The sequence below is a fragment of the Halobacteriovorax sp. genome, assembly GCF_041587335.1.
Classification (GTDB): Bacteria; Bdellovibrionota; Bacteriovoracia; order Bacteriovoracales; family Bacteriovoracaceae; genus Halobacteriovorax.
This window is the reverse complement of the sequence record NZ_JBFGYP010000084.1, coordinates 1-13,057: the sequence shown is the minus strand read 5'-3', so window position 1 is coordinate 13,057 and position 13,057 is coordinate 1. Positions and strand designations below refer to the sequence as shown.

General features: G+C 32.9%; 14 protein-coding genes. 11 read left to right on the top strand and 3 right to left on the bottom strand.

Features of this window, described 5'->3' with window-relative positions; genetic code table 11:
* Positions 1–109 precede the first annotated feature (109 nt).
* Complete coding sequence (locus tag ABX784_RS11630) at positions 110–604, bottom strand: helix-turn-helix transcriptional regulator (RefSeq protein WP_372655213.1); 495 nt, start codon at positions 602–604, stop codon at positions 110–112.
* Positions 605–788: 184 nt separating this feature from the next.
* On the opposite strand from ABX784_RS11630, the gene ABX784_RS11625 reads away from it, so the two are divergent.
* From ABX784_RS11625 to ABX784_RS11595, 7 genes are all read left to right on the top strand, one after another.
* Entirely contained in the window at positions 789–1,952 is a 1,164-nt protein-coding gene (locus tag ABX784_RS11625) for an NAD(P)/FAD-dependent oxidoreductase (protein WP_372655212.1), read from the top strand.
* 14 nt (positions 1,953–1,966) lie between these two features.
* On the top strand, positions 1,967–3,022 hold the full coding sequence (locus ABX784_RS11620) for a type III polyketide synthase (protein ID WP_372655211.1): 1,056 nt from the start codon (positions 1,967–1,969) through the stop codon (positions 3,020–3,022).
* 13 nt (positions 3,023–3,035) lie between these two features.
* The gene (locus ABX784_RS11615) at positions 3,036–3,548 is read left to right on the top strand and encodes an isoprenylcysteine carboxylmethyltransferase family protein (protein ID WP_372655210.1); all 513 of its coding nucleotides are present in this window, start codon (positions 3,036–3,038) and stop codon (positions 3,546–3,548) included.
* On the top strand, positions 3,532–4,107 hold the full coding sequence (locus tag ABX784_RS11610; protein ID WP_372655209.1) for a YceI family protein: 576 nt from the start codon (positions 3,532–3,534) through the stop codon (positions 4,105–4,107). Before ABX784_RS11615 ends, ABX784_RS11610 begins: the two co-directional genes overlap by 17 nt.
* Positions 4,100–6,040, top strand: coding sequence for a hypothetical protein (locus ABX784_RS11605; protein ID WP_372655208.1), 1,941 nt, complete (start codon positions 4,100–4,102; stop codon positions 6,038–6,040). Before ABX784_RS11610 ends, ABX784_RS11605 begins: the two co-directional genes overlap by 8 nt.
* A 155-nt stretch (positions 6,041–6,195) precedes the next feature.
* On the top strand, positions 6,196–6,387 hold the full coding sequence (locus tag ABX784_RS11600; protein WP_372655207.1) for a hypothetical protein: 192 nt from the start codon (positions 6,196–6,198) through the stop codon (positions 6,385–6,387).
* 347 nt (positions 6,388–6,734) lie between these two features.
* Positions 6,735–8,597 carry an ATP-binding protein gene (locus ABX784_RS11595; RefSeq protein WP_372655206.1) on the top strand — a complete coding sequence of 621 codons (1,863 nt, stop codon included), beginning with the start codon at positions 6,735–6,737 and terminating at the stop codon, positions 8,595–8,597.
* A gap of 42 nt (positions 8,598–8,639) precedes the next feature.
* Here the strand turns inward: ABX784_RS11595 and ABX784_RS11590 are convergent, their stop codons facing one another.
* Positions 8,640–9,266, bottom strand: a complete 627-nt coding sequence (locus tag ABX784_RS11590; RefSeq protein ID WP_372655205.1) for a response regulator — start codon at positions 9,264–9,266, stop codon at positions 8,640–8,642.
* A 104-nt stretch (positions 9,267–9,370) separates the two neighbouring features.
* Between ABX784_RS11590 and ABX784_RS11585 the strand changes: the two genes are divergently transcribed.
* The 4 genes from ABX784_RS11585 to ABX784_RS11570 all read left to right on the top strand — a co-directional run bounded on the left by ABX784_RS11585 (position 9,371) and on the right by ABX784_RS11570 (position 12,455).
* Positions 9,371–10,072 (top strand): hypothetical protein, encoded by a 702-nt coding sequence (locus tag ABX784_RS11585; protein ID WP_372655204.1) that lies wholly within the window; start codon positions 9,371–9,373, stop codon positions 10,070–10,072.
* A gap of 221 nt (positions 10,073–10,293) precedes the next feature.
* Entirely contained in the window at positions 10,294–10,944 is a 651-nt protein-coding gene (locus ABX784_RS11580) for a hypothetical protein (protein ID WP_372655203.1), read from the top strand.
* Between the two features lie 175 nt (positions 10,945–11,119).
* A complete protein-coding gene (locus ABX784_RS11575) occupies positions 11,120–12,025 on the top strand; it encodes a prepilin-type N-terminal cleavage/methylation domain-containing protein (RefSeq protein WP_372655202.1) in 906 nt (301 codons plus the stop codon).
* A 37-nt stretch (positions 12,026–12,062) separates the two neighbouring features.
* Positions 12,063–12,455, top strand: a complete 393-nt coding sequence (locus ABX784_RS11570) for a VOC family protein (RefSeq protein WP_372655201.1) — start codon at positions 12,063–12,065, stop codon at positions 12,453–12,455.
* Between the two features lie 69 nt (positions 12,456–12,524).
* Here the strand turns inward: ABX784_RS11570 and ABX784_RS11565 are convergent, their stop codons facing one another.
* Entirely contained in the window at positions 12,525–13,043 is a 519-nt protein-coding gene (locus ABX784_RS11565; RefSeq protein WP_372655200.1) for a hypothetical protein, read from the bottom strand.
* Positions 13,044–13,057 lie beyond the last annotated feature (14 nt).

The window sequence follows — 13,057 nt, the reverse complement described above, 5'->3', positions numbered from 1 at the left end:
CTGAAGATCTTAGAGCAGATCGTAGTGAGAGTTGGTTGAATCTTGTTTTGGTAAGCTCTTCATAGTTAATTATATTACTTCTTGATTAAGAGTCTTAGATGTAAAGAAATTAAAATAAATCTTCTAGAAAGTATGAAGTAAGCTGGTTTCTGTTATCTAAGTTAGATTTTTGATAAATAGCAGATGACTGTTGTCTGACTGTCGCTTCTGAGGTGCCTCTTGCTGCAGCAATTTCTTTCATAGAGAGTCCCTTAACTAATAATAGCGCAACATCTGCCTCTGAGTCAGTAAGACCCCATATTTTAAATTGCTGATTAATCGCTTCAACTAAGCCATTCTTATATTTTTGAATTTCATTTTTAAAGTGATCAGCCTCTAAAGTAGCTTGGTTAGCCTGATTGGTTAAAGAGAGAATAGTCTTATTTTTTTGCAATGACATGTAGATCTTAAAAAGGATTATTAAAGAAGAGAAGACAAGGATTAAAGACTCATGAAAGAGGTGCTTGAATTCAAGCCCTTCATTTATGTCATGAAAAATGTCCACTCCAGTAAAGATTGTGAGGAGAATGAGAAAACTTATAGTGATGATATTATCTTTATTCAAGTATGTAGCCTTGCAAGTGGTTGTAATTATTAGTTATAACATTTGTGATAAGTGAATAGTCTAGCATAACTATTGATAGATAAGAAGAGGTTAAGTGTCCAATATTACATGGTATAGATCACTTGTCGGATTTATAAAACTTCAAAAAAAGCAGAAAATAACTACACGAGTAGGAGGATGTTTTGTGAAGGATCGATTTAATAGAATTTGTATTATCGGAGCTGGCCCAGCAGGAAGTATGAGCGCTTATCTTCTAAAGAAGTCGGGATTTGATGTAGTTATTGTTGATAAGTATTCAACTCCAAAAAGAAAGGTTTGTGGTGAGTATTTGTGTCCTTCTGGTGTGGATCTCTTAAATAAGCAGGGCCTAAAGTTTATAGTGGAGGATTTTAGAAGGGTTTCTGGCATGAAAATAGTCTCACCTATGGGACGCTCAGTTCTCTCTTTTTTTCCTGAAGGAAGGATTATTAATTACGGGGCATCAGTAAATAGATCAATATTTGACCAAAGACTGAGAGATCTTGGTAAAAATGAGGGGTGTAAATATATTGAAGGGCATGCGGTGACAAATATCCAACAAGAAGGAAGTTCTTGGATAGTCATTCTGGAAAGTGGGGAAAAAGTCCTTTGTGATCTTGTAATTGGTGCGGATGGGATTAATTCTCCGACGGCACAGATATTTGGGCATAAGGAGCTTATCAATACGAATAGAATTGCTCTGCATGTTTATATTCCTTTAAAAGATAGAAAGTTCTATTCACGACTAGGACAAATGCATATAACTAAAGATGGAAGCTATGTTGGATTAAATCCTATTAATGAAAATGAGATTAACTTCTCGATTGTTTGTTCTAAAGAGAAATTAAAACATATGTCAGGTAGAGAGATTATTAATGAAGCGATTAGATCTTCTCATATCTTAAGAAGTTACTTTGATGAAATTGACAATGAAACAAAAATTAGTACAGCTGGTTCAATAAAAAATAAGAATAGCTTCATTGCTGGCGACGGAGTCGCCTATGTTGGTGATAGCGCTGGCTTTATCGATCCTTTAACTGGTGAGGGAATATATAACTCGTTACAGGGAGCAATATTTTTAAATGATGCTCTTCAAAAGAGTCCAAATAATTTGGGACTTAAAGCTTATAAGGAACAAAAAATAAAATTCTTTAGAGAAAAAAATATTTTAAATAATGTTTTTCAACTGATTATTAAAACTCCGTTTCTTTGTGAACTTGTTGCATCCTTTTTGATTGTAAGGCAGAAAAGAGCAGACACGTTCATCGGGATAATAGGGAATATTTACAAACCACTTGAGGGAATAAAGAAACTTTTATTTCAATCATAGACACAGGAAATAGTATGAGCAAAGTATTATCAAGTAAAACAGCGTTTCCAAAGTATAACTATTCCCAAAATCAAATTATAGATTTCTTATCAACACTTTGGCCTAAGAAAAAAAATCTCTTAGCAAAGTTTTCAAAGAATGTATGTGTGGACAATAGGTCTCTTTGTATTACAGTAGAGGAAGTTATGAAACTCGACTCCTTCGCCATGAGAAACGATATTTGGAAAAGAGAGGCGGTTCCTTTAGTCGAAAAAAGTATAGAACTTGTTTTAGAGGAAACAGGAATATCTGTTGAAGAAATTGATCAATTTATTACAACTTCAGTTACAGGGTTTTGTATCCCGAGCTTAGATACTGTGATTATGAATAAGATGAAGTTTAATCATAGGACGAAGAGGCTTCCTTTATTTGGCTTCGGTTGTTTGGGTGGTGTTGCTAGCCTAAATAGAGCACACGATTATCTAAAACTTAATAAAAAAGGTGTTGTTTTGATTAGTGCCGTTGAATTATGTTCTTTAACTTTTCAGATACAAGATGAGAGTATTGAAAACCTCATTGGCACTTCATTATTTGGTGATGGGGCAGCAAGTGTGATTATGGTCGGCGAAGAGCATTCACTTGCTAAAAAATCAGCTTATGAGATCGTAGATTATGATGCTTTCTTCTATGAGAACTCAGCAGACACAATGGGGTGGGATGTTAAAGATAGTGGGTTCAAGCTTGTTTTAAATAAGAATGTATCTGAGCTAGTAAATAACAATATTCCTAAGAATCTAATGGAGTTATTAAATAAGGGAAAAGTAAACAAAGAAGAAATTAAGTTTTCTGTTTCACACCCAGGTGGTCCAAAAGTATTAGAAGCAATGCAGGACTCTCTAGATATGGAAAAGAAGGACTTCTCTAATAGCTGGAAAAGTTTAAGAGAGCACGGAAATATGTCTTCTGTATCTGTACTAAATGTTTTAGAGCAATCGATGGATGAAAATCTAGGGGAAGAGGGGGATTATGGTGTTATGGCCGCAATGGGACCAGGTTTCAATAGTGAGATTACAATAATTAAAAAGATGTAAAAAAGAGAGTGAGATGTTTTACGGTGTATGGGGATTCTATGTGTTGTATCGACTGTTTGAATTAGTTATTTCAAAGAGAAATGATAAGACGCATGATTTATTCGAAGTTGGGCACGAGCAGAAGAAATATATGATGTTCATACATACTTCATGGTTTATCGCTCTTTTTGTTGAATTTCTTTATAGAGGAATTGAGCCAAGGTTAAATTTTGAAAATATCTTTTTAATCATTCTTTTACTAATGTCAGCGCTCCTGAGGTACTTATCAATGCGAGAACTTAAGGCGGGGTGGAGTACAAGTGTTTATCTAATTGATGAAAAGAGAATTGTAAGGACAGGAATATATAAGTATTTTAGACATCCTAACTACTTTGCTGTGATCTTAGAGATCATGATCATACCTCTTTTATTTAAGCTACATATGACAGCAACTGTCTTTACAATATTAAATGGAATTTTTCTTTATAAAAGAATGAGTTTGGAAAATAGAATTTTAAGAGGAGAGTATAATGAAAGTATGGAGTAATGTAATTTGCTTAGTTTTGTTGATTATTTTTTCAAAAGTAGAAGCAAAGAATTACAAATTTGAAAGCTACGATCAAGCAAGAAATTCACATGACTATGTCATGTTTGAGTCTGAAAGTACTAAGTTAGGTTTTATTACGACTAGCTATGATGGTTATGCTAAGGACTATGATGTCAATTTTAAGCGAGATGGAGATGTGTTAAAAGACATAGAAGTAAGGATTAATACAAGCTCTTTTGACACAGACAATAGCTCTAGAGATGAAAAGATGTATGAATCAATTTTGGAAATAAAAAAGTTTCCTCATATGATCTTTAAATCAAATAATAAAGTGATACTTAATGAAGGAGTCGTTGAAATAAGTGGAGAGCTAAGAATTAAAGAAGTCGAAAAGAATATTAAGTTAAAGCTTACTGTCGAAAAGAAAGGCGCTAGCTTTTATATTAAAGGTCTTGCTGCGATTAGCCTTAAGGACTTTAATGTGCCTGATCCATCTATAGCAATTGCCAGTGTTCGAGATCGACATGAACTAACATTTGGAATTTCTATCAATGAATAAAGTTATTATTCTTGTTACATATCTACTGGTTGTCCTTGGGCTTGTAAATACTGATAGTCTGTATCAGAATAATGATGAGAACTTACTTATTCCTAATGACAAAATCTCTGGTCAGCTTCAAGATGACACAATTGTCTTTGAAATGACTGATTCAGATAAAACATTTTATTTTGAAGAGATATTAGACGAACTAGATATTGAATATCAAATTATTGATTCACAAGCTTTAAGTAAAAAAGATTCTCAAGAGGAAATTGAGGAATTTTATAAGAAATTTCCTGATTTAGATATAAAGTTAAAATCTAAGAAGGGATATATCTATGTCATTTCGCTATCTCGAAATCAAAGAAAGAGCCAAGCATTATTTATTCAAAGGGTCTTAAAAGATTATCCAGATATACATATTTCAGGTCTCCCTTACTTAAATTATGAAATTGGAAAAACAACACAAGATATTAAGAAGATTATCCTACCAATATTACTTTTGATTAGTTTTAGTCTCTTACTTTTATATTTTAAAAATATATATCAAACTTTAATACTTTTCGCATTTCCTTTGAGCTCAATTCCTATCAGCTTAAATCTTATTAAATATCTATATGGTGAAGCGAATCTTTTATCCAATCTTGCACCCTTGGTTAGTTTTGTAGTTGTTTTCTGTCTTGTTATTCATTTGTACTTCTCATTATTGGAGTTTAAGACTTTTGTAGAAGTGAAAAATCATAAAATAGTACCAATCATTTTTATGCTTTTAACTACTCTTTTAGGAATCTTTTCACTGTATATAAGTCATGTGCCAGCTATTAAGATATTTGCAATTGTAACAACAATTTCATTAGGGCTGTCTTCTTTACATACGTTACTATTATTTCGATTCTTTGAGTTTGAACTTCTTTCCTGTGACAAGAGAGCTTTTGACTTTGAGCTTGTTCCACCTAAATTTCCCAAAATAGTTATTTATGGCCTATGCATAATACCTTTTGTGGCTTTTAATATGGCTATGTCTGGGATACTTATTCAGGTTGATGCACTTTACTTTTTCCCAAAGGGAGCAAAGGTAGTAGAAAATATTCAATATATAGAAAATGAGGTGATTGGAACACCTATTCTAGAATTAAAAGTTCATGAATTTGATTTTGAGAAAAACTATCAAAATTTATCAAAAATAGAATCCTTAGAAAAAAGAATAAATGAGATTTTTGGAAATGGTAATTTAATCATATCAAAAATTCAAACAATCAATAATGCAAATTATGTCTATTCTGGAGAAAAAAAGCTTCCTGCTCATATACAGTCCGCAAAATACCTCTTAGGGATGTCTCCTCGTATGCAACAAATCGATGACGGCTATAGCATAAAAGTTCTTGGTAAATCTATTAATACCGCCCTTTATAGTGAGAAAATAAAGGCCATTACAACTTACTTAGAAAATAACAATATTAAATATCAGTTTTATGGAAACTATTATAATTTAATGACTTCTCAATCAGAGATAATAGCGACACTTCTAAAGAGCTTTCTTATTAGTTTAACTTTTATTAGTTTCTTTGTTGGTTTTTATTTAAAAAGTATAAAAGGCCTTATTCAGTTTCTCGTCATTAATATTTCACCACCTCTTTTAACACTATCATTATTTTCACTTTTTAATCTCACTCTCAATCTTGCAACAATAATGACCTTTAGTGTTTCCTTTGGACTTATTGTCGACTCCACGATTCATGTTATTTATGCAGCTAAGAATAATCTTTCTCAAAAGCAGAAGTCTAATACAGTTTTTTGGCCAGTTCTTTTTTCATCAGTTATTCTCTTTATAGGGTTTTCTACTTTTATCTTTCACGGTTTTGCTCCTATATGGCAGTTTGGGACAAGTATTTCGATAACGATTCTCTTTGGATTTATCTATGACTTTTACGTTCTTCCTGAATTAGTATAGAATTTCTAAAGTGTACAGATAGTATGACAGCTCAGTTGAAGATGCAGTCATATTAAGTGGAAATATCAATCTATTTCCAAACTTAAAGACTACAATCTTGATAATGCACTCTTAGTTCGTATTCAAAAAATTGAGAATGAGCAAAGAGGACTTTCTTGAAAGACCTTATCGGAAAGTTTTCAGGGATAGCTACTTATTGTTCAAGTAAGAAAAGTAAAGAAGTTATCGTAAGATCGTTTGAGAAGTATAAAAAAAGAATAAGTATAAATGAAATGTGCCGACTTACTAGTTTACTCGCAACTACATACTATAAGTGTCGAATCGATTCTTTGGTTGTCCTAAAATAAGCTTTAAGAAATGCAAAGTCTTGTCACCAAATCAACTTACATTTAAAGAACAAGAAAATATCTACAATCTTTTAAACGATGAAAGCCTATCTCATCTATCAATAAGAAAATTTCAGTATCATGCCTTCAGAGAGGGAATTGTTCAATGCGGTTATGATACATGGCGAAAGTACGCAAAGGTTTTTAGAGATGAGAAAAGGAAGAAGAAAAGGAAATATTCTTAAAGAGAAGTATCTCTACTTCCTAAGATCCGAAATAAGGTAAGGTTAAAGTAAACTGTCTTTTTATCTGGCTAATGTGCCATTATGTCATAGATGATTCTAGTTTAATTGTTATATAATCCTTCAATGAAACTCAAACAGCTATATATTTTCTTAACATTTATTTCAATTGCAATTCTTTTAGGTGGAATCACTTTTATTCACCTTGATGGACAGAAGACGATAAGTAGAGATAAAAAAGCTTCTCTTGAAGAACTTGATAGAGGTCTATCTTTACTAAAGATTATTTCTAACTTTAGAAGTTTTACACAGAGCTCCTTTCAGGATTTAAATCATCTTGAAAGCGAGTACAAAAAATATCAATCTTTACAAAAGAAAACTAATGAAGAAATTGAAGGATATAGTAGTGTTGACCTTGGATCTTTTGATGAATATGCTGAAAATCTTTTCAACTTAAATAAAAAGAAACTTAAACTTGAAGGAAAGGTAAACGTACACTTAAGCAAAAGTTTGTCTGAATGGAACAATATTGAAAAAGAACTAAGTAAGCAGATTCTCTCTCAGTTAAAGGGAGGACAAGAGTTTTTACCAAAGTTTAAGAATACACTGAGTAAGTGGGGCGAAAGTATTCCTCTACTTAAAACCTTAAAGAAGTCTATTGATGTTGCCTACGTTGATCAAGAAAATTTTCTTGAGCTAAAAGAATTGATGACCTTTTCAAGCTGGTTAGAAGATTGGAAATCTAAAACGCAAGAATCAAAAGCTCCTATATCAAGACTCTCTAGTGAAATTAAGGAAGCTGTTTCTAATTTGAAGGTTCTAAAGAGTTTTAAGTATGATTTCTCTCTTAGAGTTGAAAAGTATCTAGAGGCCATTGAGGAGGCGAGGCGATATAAGTCTTTAGTTAGAACTGTAGAGAAAGACATTACAAAATATAAAAAAATTGCGACAAACTTTTTAACTCAAGAGCTCATCCCAAAGTTGCAAGATCAGACAAGCTTAAAGCTGGATCAGACTATTCTCTCTAGAAGTAAACGTCATCAAACTATTGTTCAGATTGCTACAGTTATGGGGATCTTTATTATATTAGTTATGTCTTTTTTATTTTTAAATATATTCCCATTTTTAAATATTCTTGAGAGGAAAGCAAAACTTGTCGGTAAGGGTGACTTCTTGACTAAGATTGATAAAAAGATTCCAAATAATGAAATTGGAAAAGTTATGAATGCCTTTAATGATATGACACTTGAGCTATCCAAATACTTAGAAAAAATAAAAGATCATGAACAAGAGAAAATGCAGCTTACAGATGCAATTCAACGAATGAGAAGAGTAAATGAATTAGGAGAATTTTCTGCAAAGATGGCACATGAATTAAAAAATCCTCTATCAATTTTAACCTTCTGCTTAAATGATGCTTTAGAGGCAAACAAAGTTGGAGATCTTAAGGCCAATAAAGTTGAACTTGAAAAGTCTCTGCAGGCACTAGAGAGGCTTAACGTTATTTCTGGAAAGCTTGGTGCTAAGGCGCTCTTTACTAGTTCTGAGAAACTTGATGTAAATATTATTATTAAAGAACTGATTAATATGTATGGATCATTAACCTCAAAAGAAGGTGTTTCTATTGAGGTTTTAGAGAGAAATAGCAAGAAGTTTATTAATGCTCCAAGATTAGAGTTAATGGGGGCTATTGCAAATTTACTTGATAATGCTATTGAGTATATGAAGTCTCACGAATCTGTTGATAGAGACATAAAGGTTTCTATAGATAATGATAGCCTCAATATTATTATCGAAGTTGCTAGTAGTGGGGAAGAAATAGATAACCCTAATAAACTCTTTAATAGCTTCTATTCTTCTAAGAAGAGTATAACAAGAGGTATGGGGCTAGTTATTGTTAAAGATGTTATTGAAAGAGTTGATGGGGAGATTAGCTACAGATACGAAAGTGGATACAATCGCTTCAAAATTGAGATCCCTATCGCTTGATGATAAATGTAAAAAAAAGCGGACTAAAGAGATTATGAAGCATTAATTACGATTTAATTTCTGAATGATAGAGCTCAATTGTTCTTTGTTATTTATATGAAGCTTCTGAAAAATATTACTTAAGTGATTTCTAACTGTACCCTGACTAATACAGAGCTCTTCAGCTACAATCTTATTCTTTCCATTTACTAGTATTGAGTCTAAAACTTCAAGCTCTCTAGGTGAAAAAAAGTAATCATTAACTAGAGATTCTTTCGCTTTAGAAGAAACTGTAAATTTATTACTTAAAAACTTATAAGACTCTCGCTTGTTTGATTCAGTAAGACAAGATTCCATAACACTTAGAAGTTCTTTCTTTGTTATAGGCTTTTCAATATATTTAAATACACCTAAGTTTAGGCTTTCAATTGCAATACTCTCTTTTGAGTAGGCAGTAATCATTGCAAAGACAGGTGAGTCACCACTTTTAGGATAATTCTTTATTAGATCAAGGCCGTTTCCATCTGGGAGATTATAGTCGATTAATGCAACATCGAACTCTCTCGATTGTATCAATAAGTAGGCTTCTTCTAGATTGTTAGCTGATTCTATAGAACTGAATAACGGAGTTAGATACTCGGTGTATTTATTTACTAATTCAATTTCATCTTCAACGATTAAGAGATTCATAAACTTACTATACATTTAAAATTTAATAATAAAAATGTGACATTTTGACACATCCTTTCCTCGCAGACTTAAAGGACAATAAATGTAACATATGGAGGTTACTTATGAAGTTTATGTCATTATTAGTTGTACTTTTTCCTATCTCTTCTTGGGGGAGTGCTTATTTCGATTTATCTGGGGGAGCCCTACACAACGAGTTGAGAGGAGATTCACAGAGTTATAGGGCCAGCCAATCTTTTGCTTCTGAAGTTTCTATAGGGAATAGGTGGGAAAAGTGGGACCTTAGTCTTGATGGGCTATACTCAATTGCTCGTCAGAAAGAATTATCATTTTCTTATGGAACAGCTCAGGTTAAAGATGATTTTAACTGGCACAGTATTTCTGTCGGCCCTACAGTTAAGTATCATATTCAATCTCAGAGTGGTAACTGGTCATGGGCACCTTTTGCTGGTGTTTTTTATAATCATACTAGTTTTGATAACTCATCAGAGTTTAAAGACGCGACTACTGGCAAAGATGAAGATAACTCTCATGAAGCCTGGGGTTATGGAGCCAAGCTAGGGGTTCAATTTAAAACTTATACTAATGATTCTTCATGGCTAGAGTCAGTAAACTATAAGTTATTTGGTTCATATACTAAGTATAGAAAGAGTGAAGCAGATTACCTAAATAGTACAAATAATATAAATGAGTATAAAGGTGATACTCCTGATAACTTAAATAATTACTCTGTTGGAGTGATGGTAGGTTTAACTTTTGGAGATAAACTATATAAGAAAACAAAGTCTGCACTAGGTCTAAAATAAGATTGAAAACTTCGTGATATTATCATTATTTTAAAAATATGGTAATATCACGAATTATCTATTTAGAATCTATATCAGATTCTTTTTTTATTTATTCTCTGTATACAAATTTATTCATATCGTTGCTCTCTAAACTAACACTCATTCTAATTTTGATTCTTTTGACAGTTTTATAATTTACTGATAATTCATTAATAAAATAAGTTTAATCTAGGGTCAGTATGAAACAGCTAGGTATCTTTTTAATTTTAATTATCACTTTAACAAGTTGTGGATCACTTACAAAGTTTATTGAACAGCAAGGAAAACTAAGCTCAGCTGTAAAAACTAAAACATATAATATTTCTCTAAAAGAGGCGAAAGAACGTGTCGTTAAATCTTTTAGTGGTTGGAGAAGTGTTGAACCAGGTAAGAATGCCAGATACATCAGAGAAGAGATTGATAAAGGTTTTGTTTATAAGAAACAATACTTTCAAAAATATGAACCTGGTCTATTTGAGCTCTTCACTGCTTTAAGCTCTAGTGAAAAAGACTCGGTTGAAAAATATTTTACAAAGAATGATTACCACACACTAGAAGATACGTCGACTAGCTTTAAGTTGATCTTTGGTGGGGTTCTCTATCAAGGTAAGAAAATAGCTTCCAATCAAGTTAAGATTGAAGCCTACTCATTCAACCAACTAGAAAGGGGTCCAATTGAGCTCAACGTTAACTGGACAGCCTTTTTGACTAAACATCAAAGTCTTTTCTCTCTTTCTGAAGGTAAAGTTCTTTTAGACGACTCTATGAAACACTCACGACGAAATGAGCTTGTAGAGATTGATCTCTTAAAGACACTTGATCCTATAGGATATAAAAAAATCATTCAATAGTAACTAAGCTAGCTGGAATTGCTTCAATTAGGCGCTCTCTAAAGTATTTTTTTAGAGCGCAGCTTATCTTGGCACTTTAATCCTCGCTACTTAACTATAAGTTCCCGTCAGTCATTGATTTTGATTTTTATCTAAAAGGGCCCATAATATAACTATTGTTATAAATGGGGCCAATATGAAAAAAATGCTTTTAATTCTTAAAAATGATAGGGGGTTCTCTCTCGCTGAAATCCTCGTTGCCGCAGGACTATTAGGCTTACTGTCTCTTGGTGTCATGCAAATGAATGGTTCAATGATGAAAGGGCAGGCCACGGCTGAAGTCAAAATGGAAGCTATTGAGATTCGACGTCAAATAATTTTAAATATGAGTGAGAAAATGGCATGCGAAAATACTCTTTCTGGTACAAATCTAGGTGACACAGTAAACTCAATTAAGAATACTGCTGATAATGCAATTTTCACTGTTGGAAATAAATATGGGGCAAATGCCCTAGAGTTAGAAAGTATCACAGTTGTTGATGTAGGAGATGTTGGAGGAGGGATGAGAGATGCCGAACTTCAAGTAGTGTTTAAAAGCTTGAAAAAAGCTGCTTATGGATCATCTGAAAAAGTTTTTAAATCAAGACTCAAAGTGAAGGCGGCAAACTCAACTGCACCTATTACAGAGTGCTATGATGATACTGCCGGAACGATCGCTACCGCCAATGAGACTAGTTGTATTTCTGTTGGAGGAACTTGGGATCCAGCAACAAGTAAATGTAGCAATACAAATGTATGGGGGAAGTCATGTCCGGATGGAGAAGTTCTAAAAGGATTTGAAGATGACGGAGAACCTATCTGTGTCCCTAACGGTGTAAGTGCAGTTCAAACTTTCTCTCTGGTTAAATCTGGAGGAACAAGTGCTTCTCTTACACTTGGTGTCTGGAAGTTTTGTGCTCTCTCAAGATATAAGACTACTGCAGATGATTCAGATATGTATGATAATTGTTATATCACTGGATCAATGGATAATAGTTGGACTTTAGGTCTGACTAAGCATTCAGATGATACACTTCAATGCGATGCTACTTGTTTTAAGTAGATAGGAACTTAATTATTAAATAAATTGGGAGTGGCAAGTGAAGCTAGGTTATAACTTGATGTACGTGGACAATGTTGAGGCTACAATGGATTTCTATGAAAAGGCCTTTAGACTACAGAAGGGCTTTCTACACCCAGAAAAGTGTTATGGTGAAATGCTTACAGGAGAAACAAAACTTGGATTTGTTTCACACGAAATTGCAGGCTCACATGGGTTTCAATATAAGAAACAATCTAGAGATTCAGAAATACCTGCTTTTGAAATTGGATTTATAACTGAAAATGTTGAAGAAAGCTTTGAAGTGGCCATTGAAAATGGGGCAGTACAAGTCAAGAGACCTCATGAGATGCCTTGGGGTCAAGTTATTTCATATGTAAAAGACATAAATGGCTTTCTTATTGAAATTTGTTCGGAAGTAGAGAGCTCGTAAGATCATAAAGAGTTCCTTTATAACTCAAGCATCTAGTATTTTTTATGTACCCACTCTGAGTATTTATTTCTATAAAGACATGTTTACAGTCTCTAATCCACAGATAAAGTTTACTGATTTTTTGTAGACAGAGTTAGAAACGATGTAGTTATTCTTTTCTAGTTCCTTGGCCTTAGACTCACAGAATTCTTGAGCATCTAATAGATTCTCAAAGCTATGAAGGTATGAATCGATTTTTATATTCTTACCTCCACTAATTGTTTTAAATTCTAAGTCACAAGCAAATTGAACTGAGCTCAGTCTTCCTCTTCCTACTCTTATTGATAGATTTGTAAAGTTTGCTTTAAGATCTAAGTCCTGTGAGTTGGCATTATTTCTGTAAGAGATAATACTTTGCTCACATTTCTTCTTTGAGCTTAACTTTTCTCTATAGAAGATTCTATTTTGATATCTATATCCTTTACCGTAGACATTAATCTCTTTACTGATATGTGCTCTGTGATTATAGCTGTCACTATAAGTCGTTACATGATCATTGGCGCTAATATTGAATGAGATTGCAGTGAGAACTATCGCTAGGTAATACATAAATCTTCCTTAAT

Coding starts and splice junctions, on each gene's coding strand:
- ABX784_RS11620 (WP_372655211.1), top strand. CDS start 1,967: ATGAGCAAAGTATTATCAAGTAAAACAGCGTTTCCAAAGTATAACTAT.
- ABX784_RS11615 (WP_372655210.1), top strand. CDS start 3,036: ATGTTTTACGGTGTATGGGGATTCTATGTGTTGTATCGACTGTTTGAA.
- ABX784_RS11610 (WP_372655209.1), top strand. CDS start 3,532: ATGAAAGTATGGAGTAATGTAATTTGCTTAGTTTTGTTGATTATTTTT.
- ABX784_RS11605 (WP_372655208.1), top strand. CDS start 4,100: ATGAATAAAGTTATTATTCTTGTTACATATCTACTGGTTGTCCTTGGG.
- ABX784_RS11595 (WP_372655206.1), top strand. CDS start 6,735: ATGAAACTCAAACAGCTATATATTTTCTTAACATTTATTTCAATTGCA.
- ABX784_RS11590 (WP_372655205.1), bottom strand. CDS start 9,266: ATGAATCTCTTAATCGTTGAAGATGAAATTGAATTAGTAAATAAATAC.
- ABX784_RS11585 (WP_372655204.1), top strand. CDS start 9,371: ATGAAGTTTATGTCATTATTAGTTGTACTTTTTCCTATCTCTTCTTGG.
- ABX784_RS11580 (WP_372655203.1), top strand. CDS start 10,294: ATGAAACAGCTAGGTATCTTTTTAATTTTAATTATCACTTTAACAAGT.
- ABX784_RS11575 (WP_372655202.1), top strand. CDS start 11,120: ATGAAAAAAATGCTTTTAATTCTTAAAAATGATAGGGGGTTCTCTCTC.
- ABX784_RS11565 (WP_372655200.1), bottom strand. CDS start 13,043: ATGTATTACCTAGCGATAGTTCTCACTGCAATCTCATTCAATATTAGC.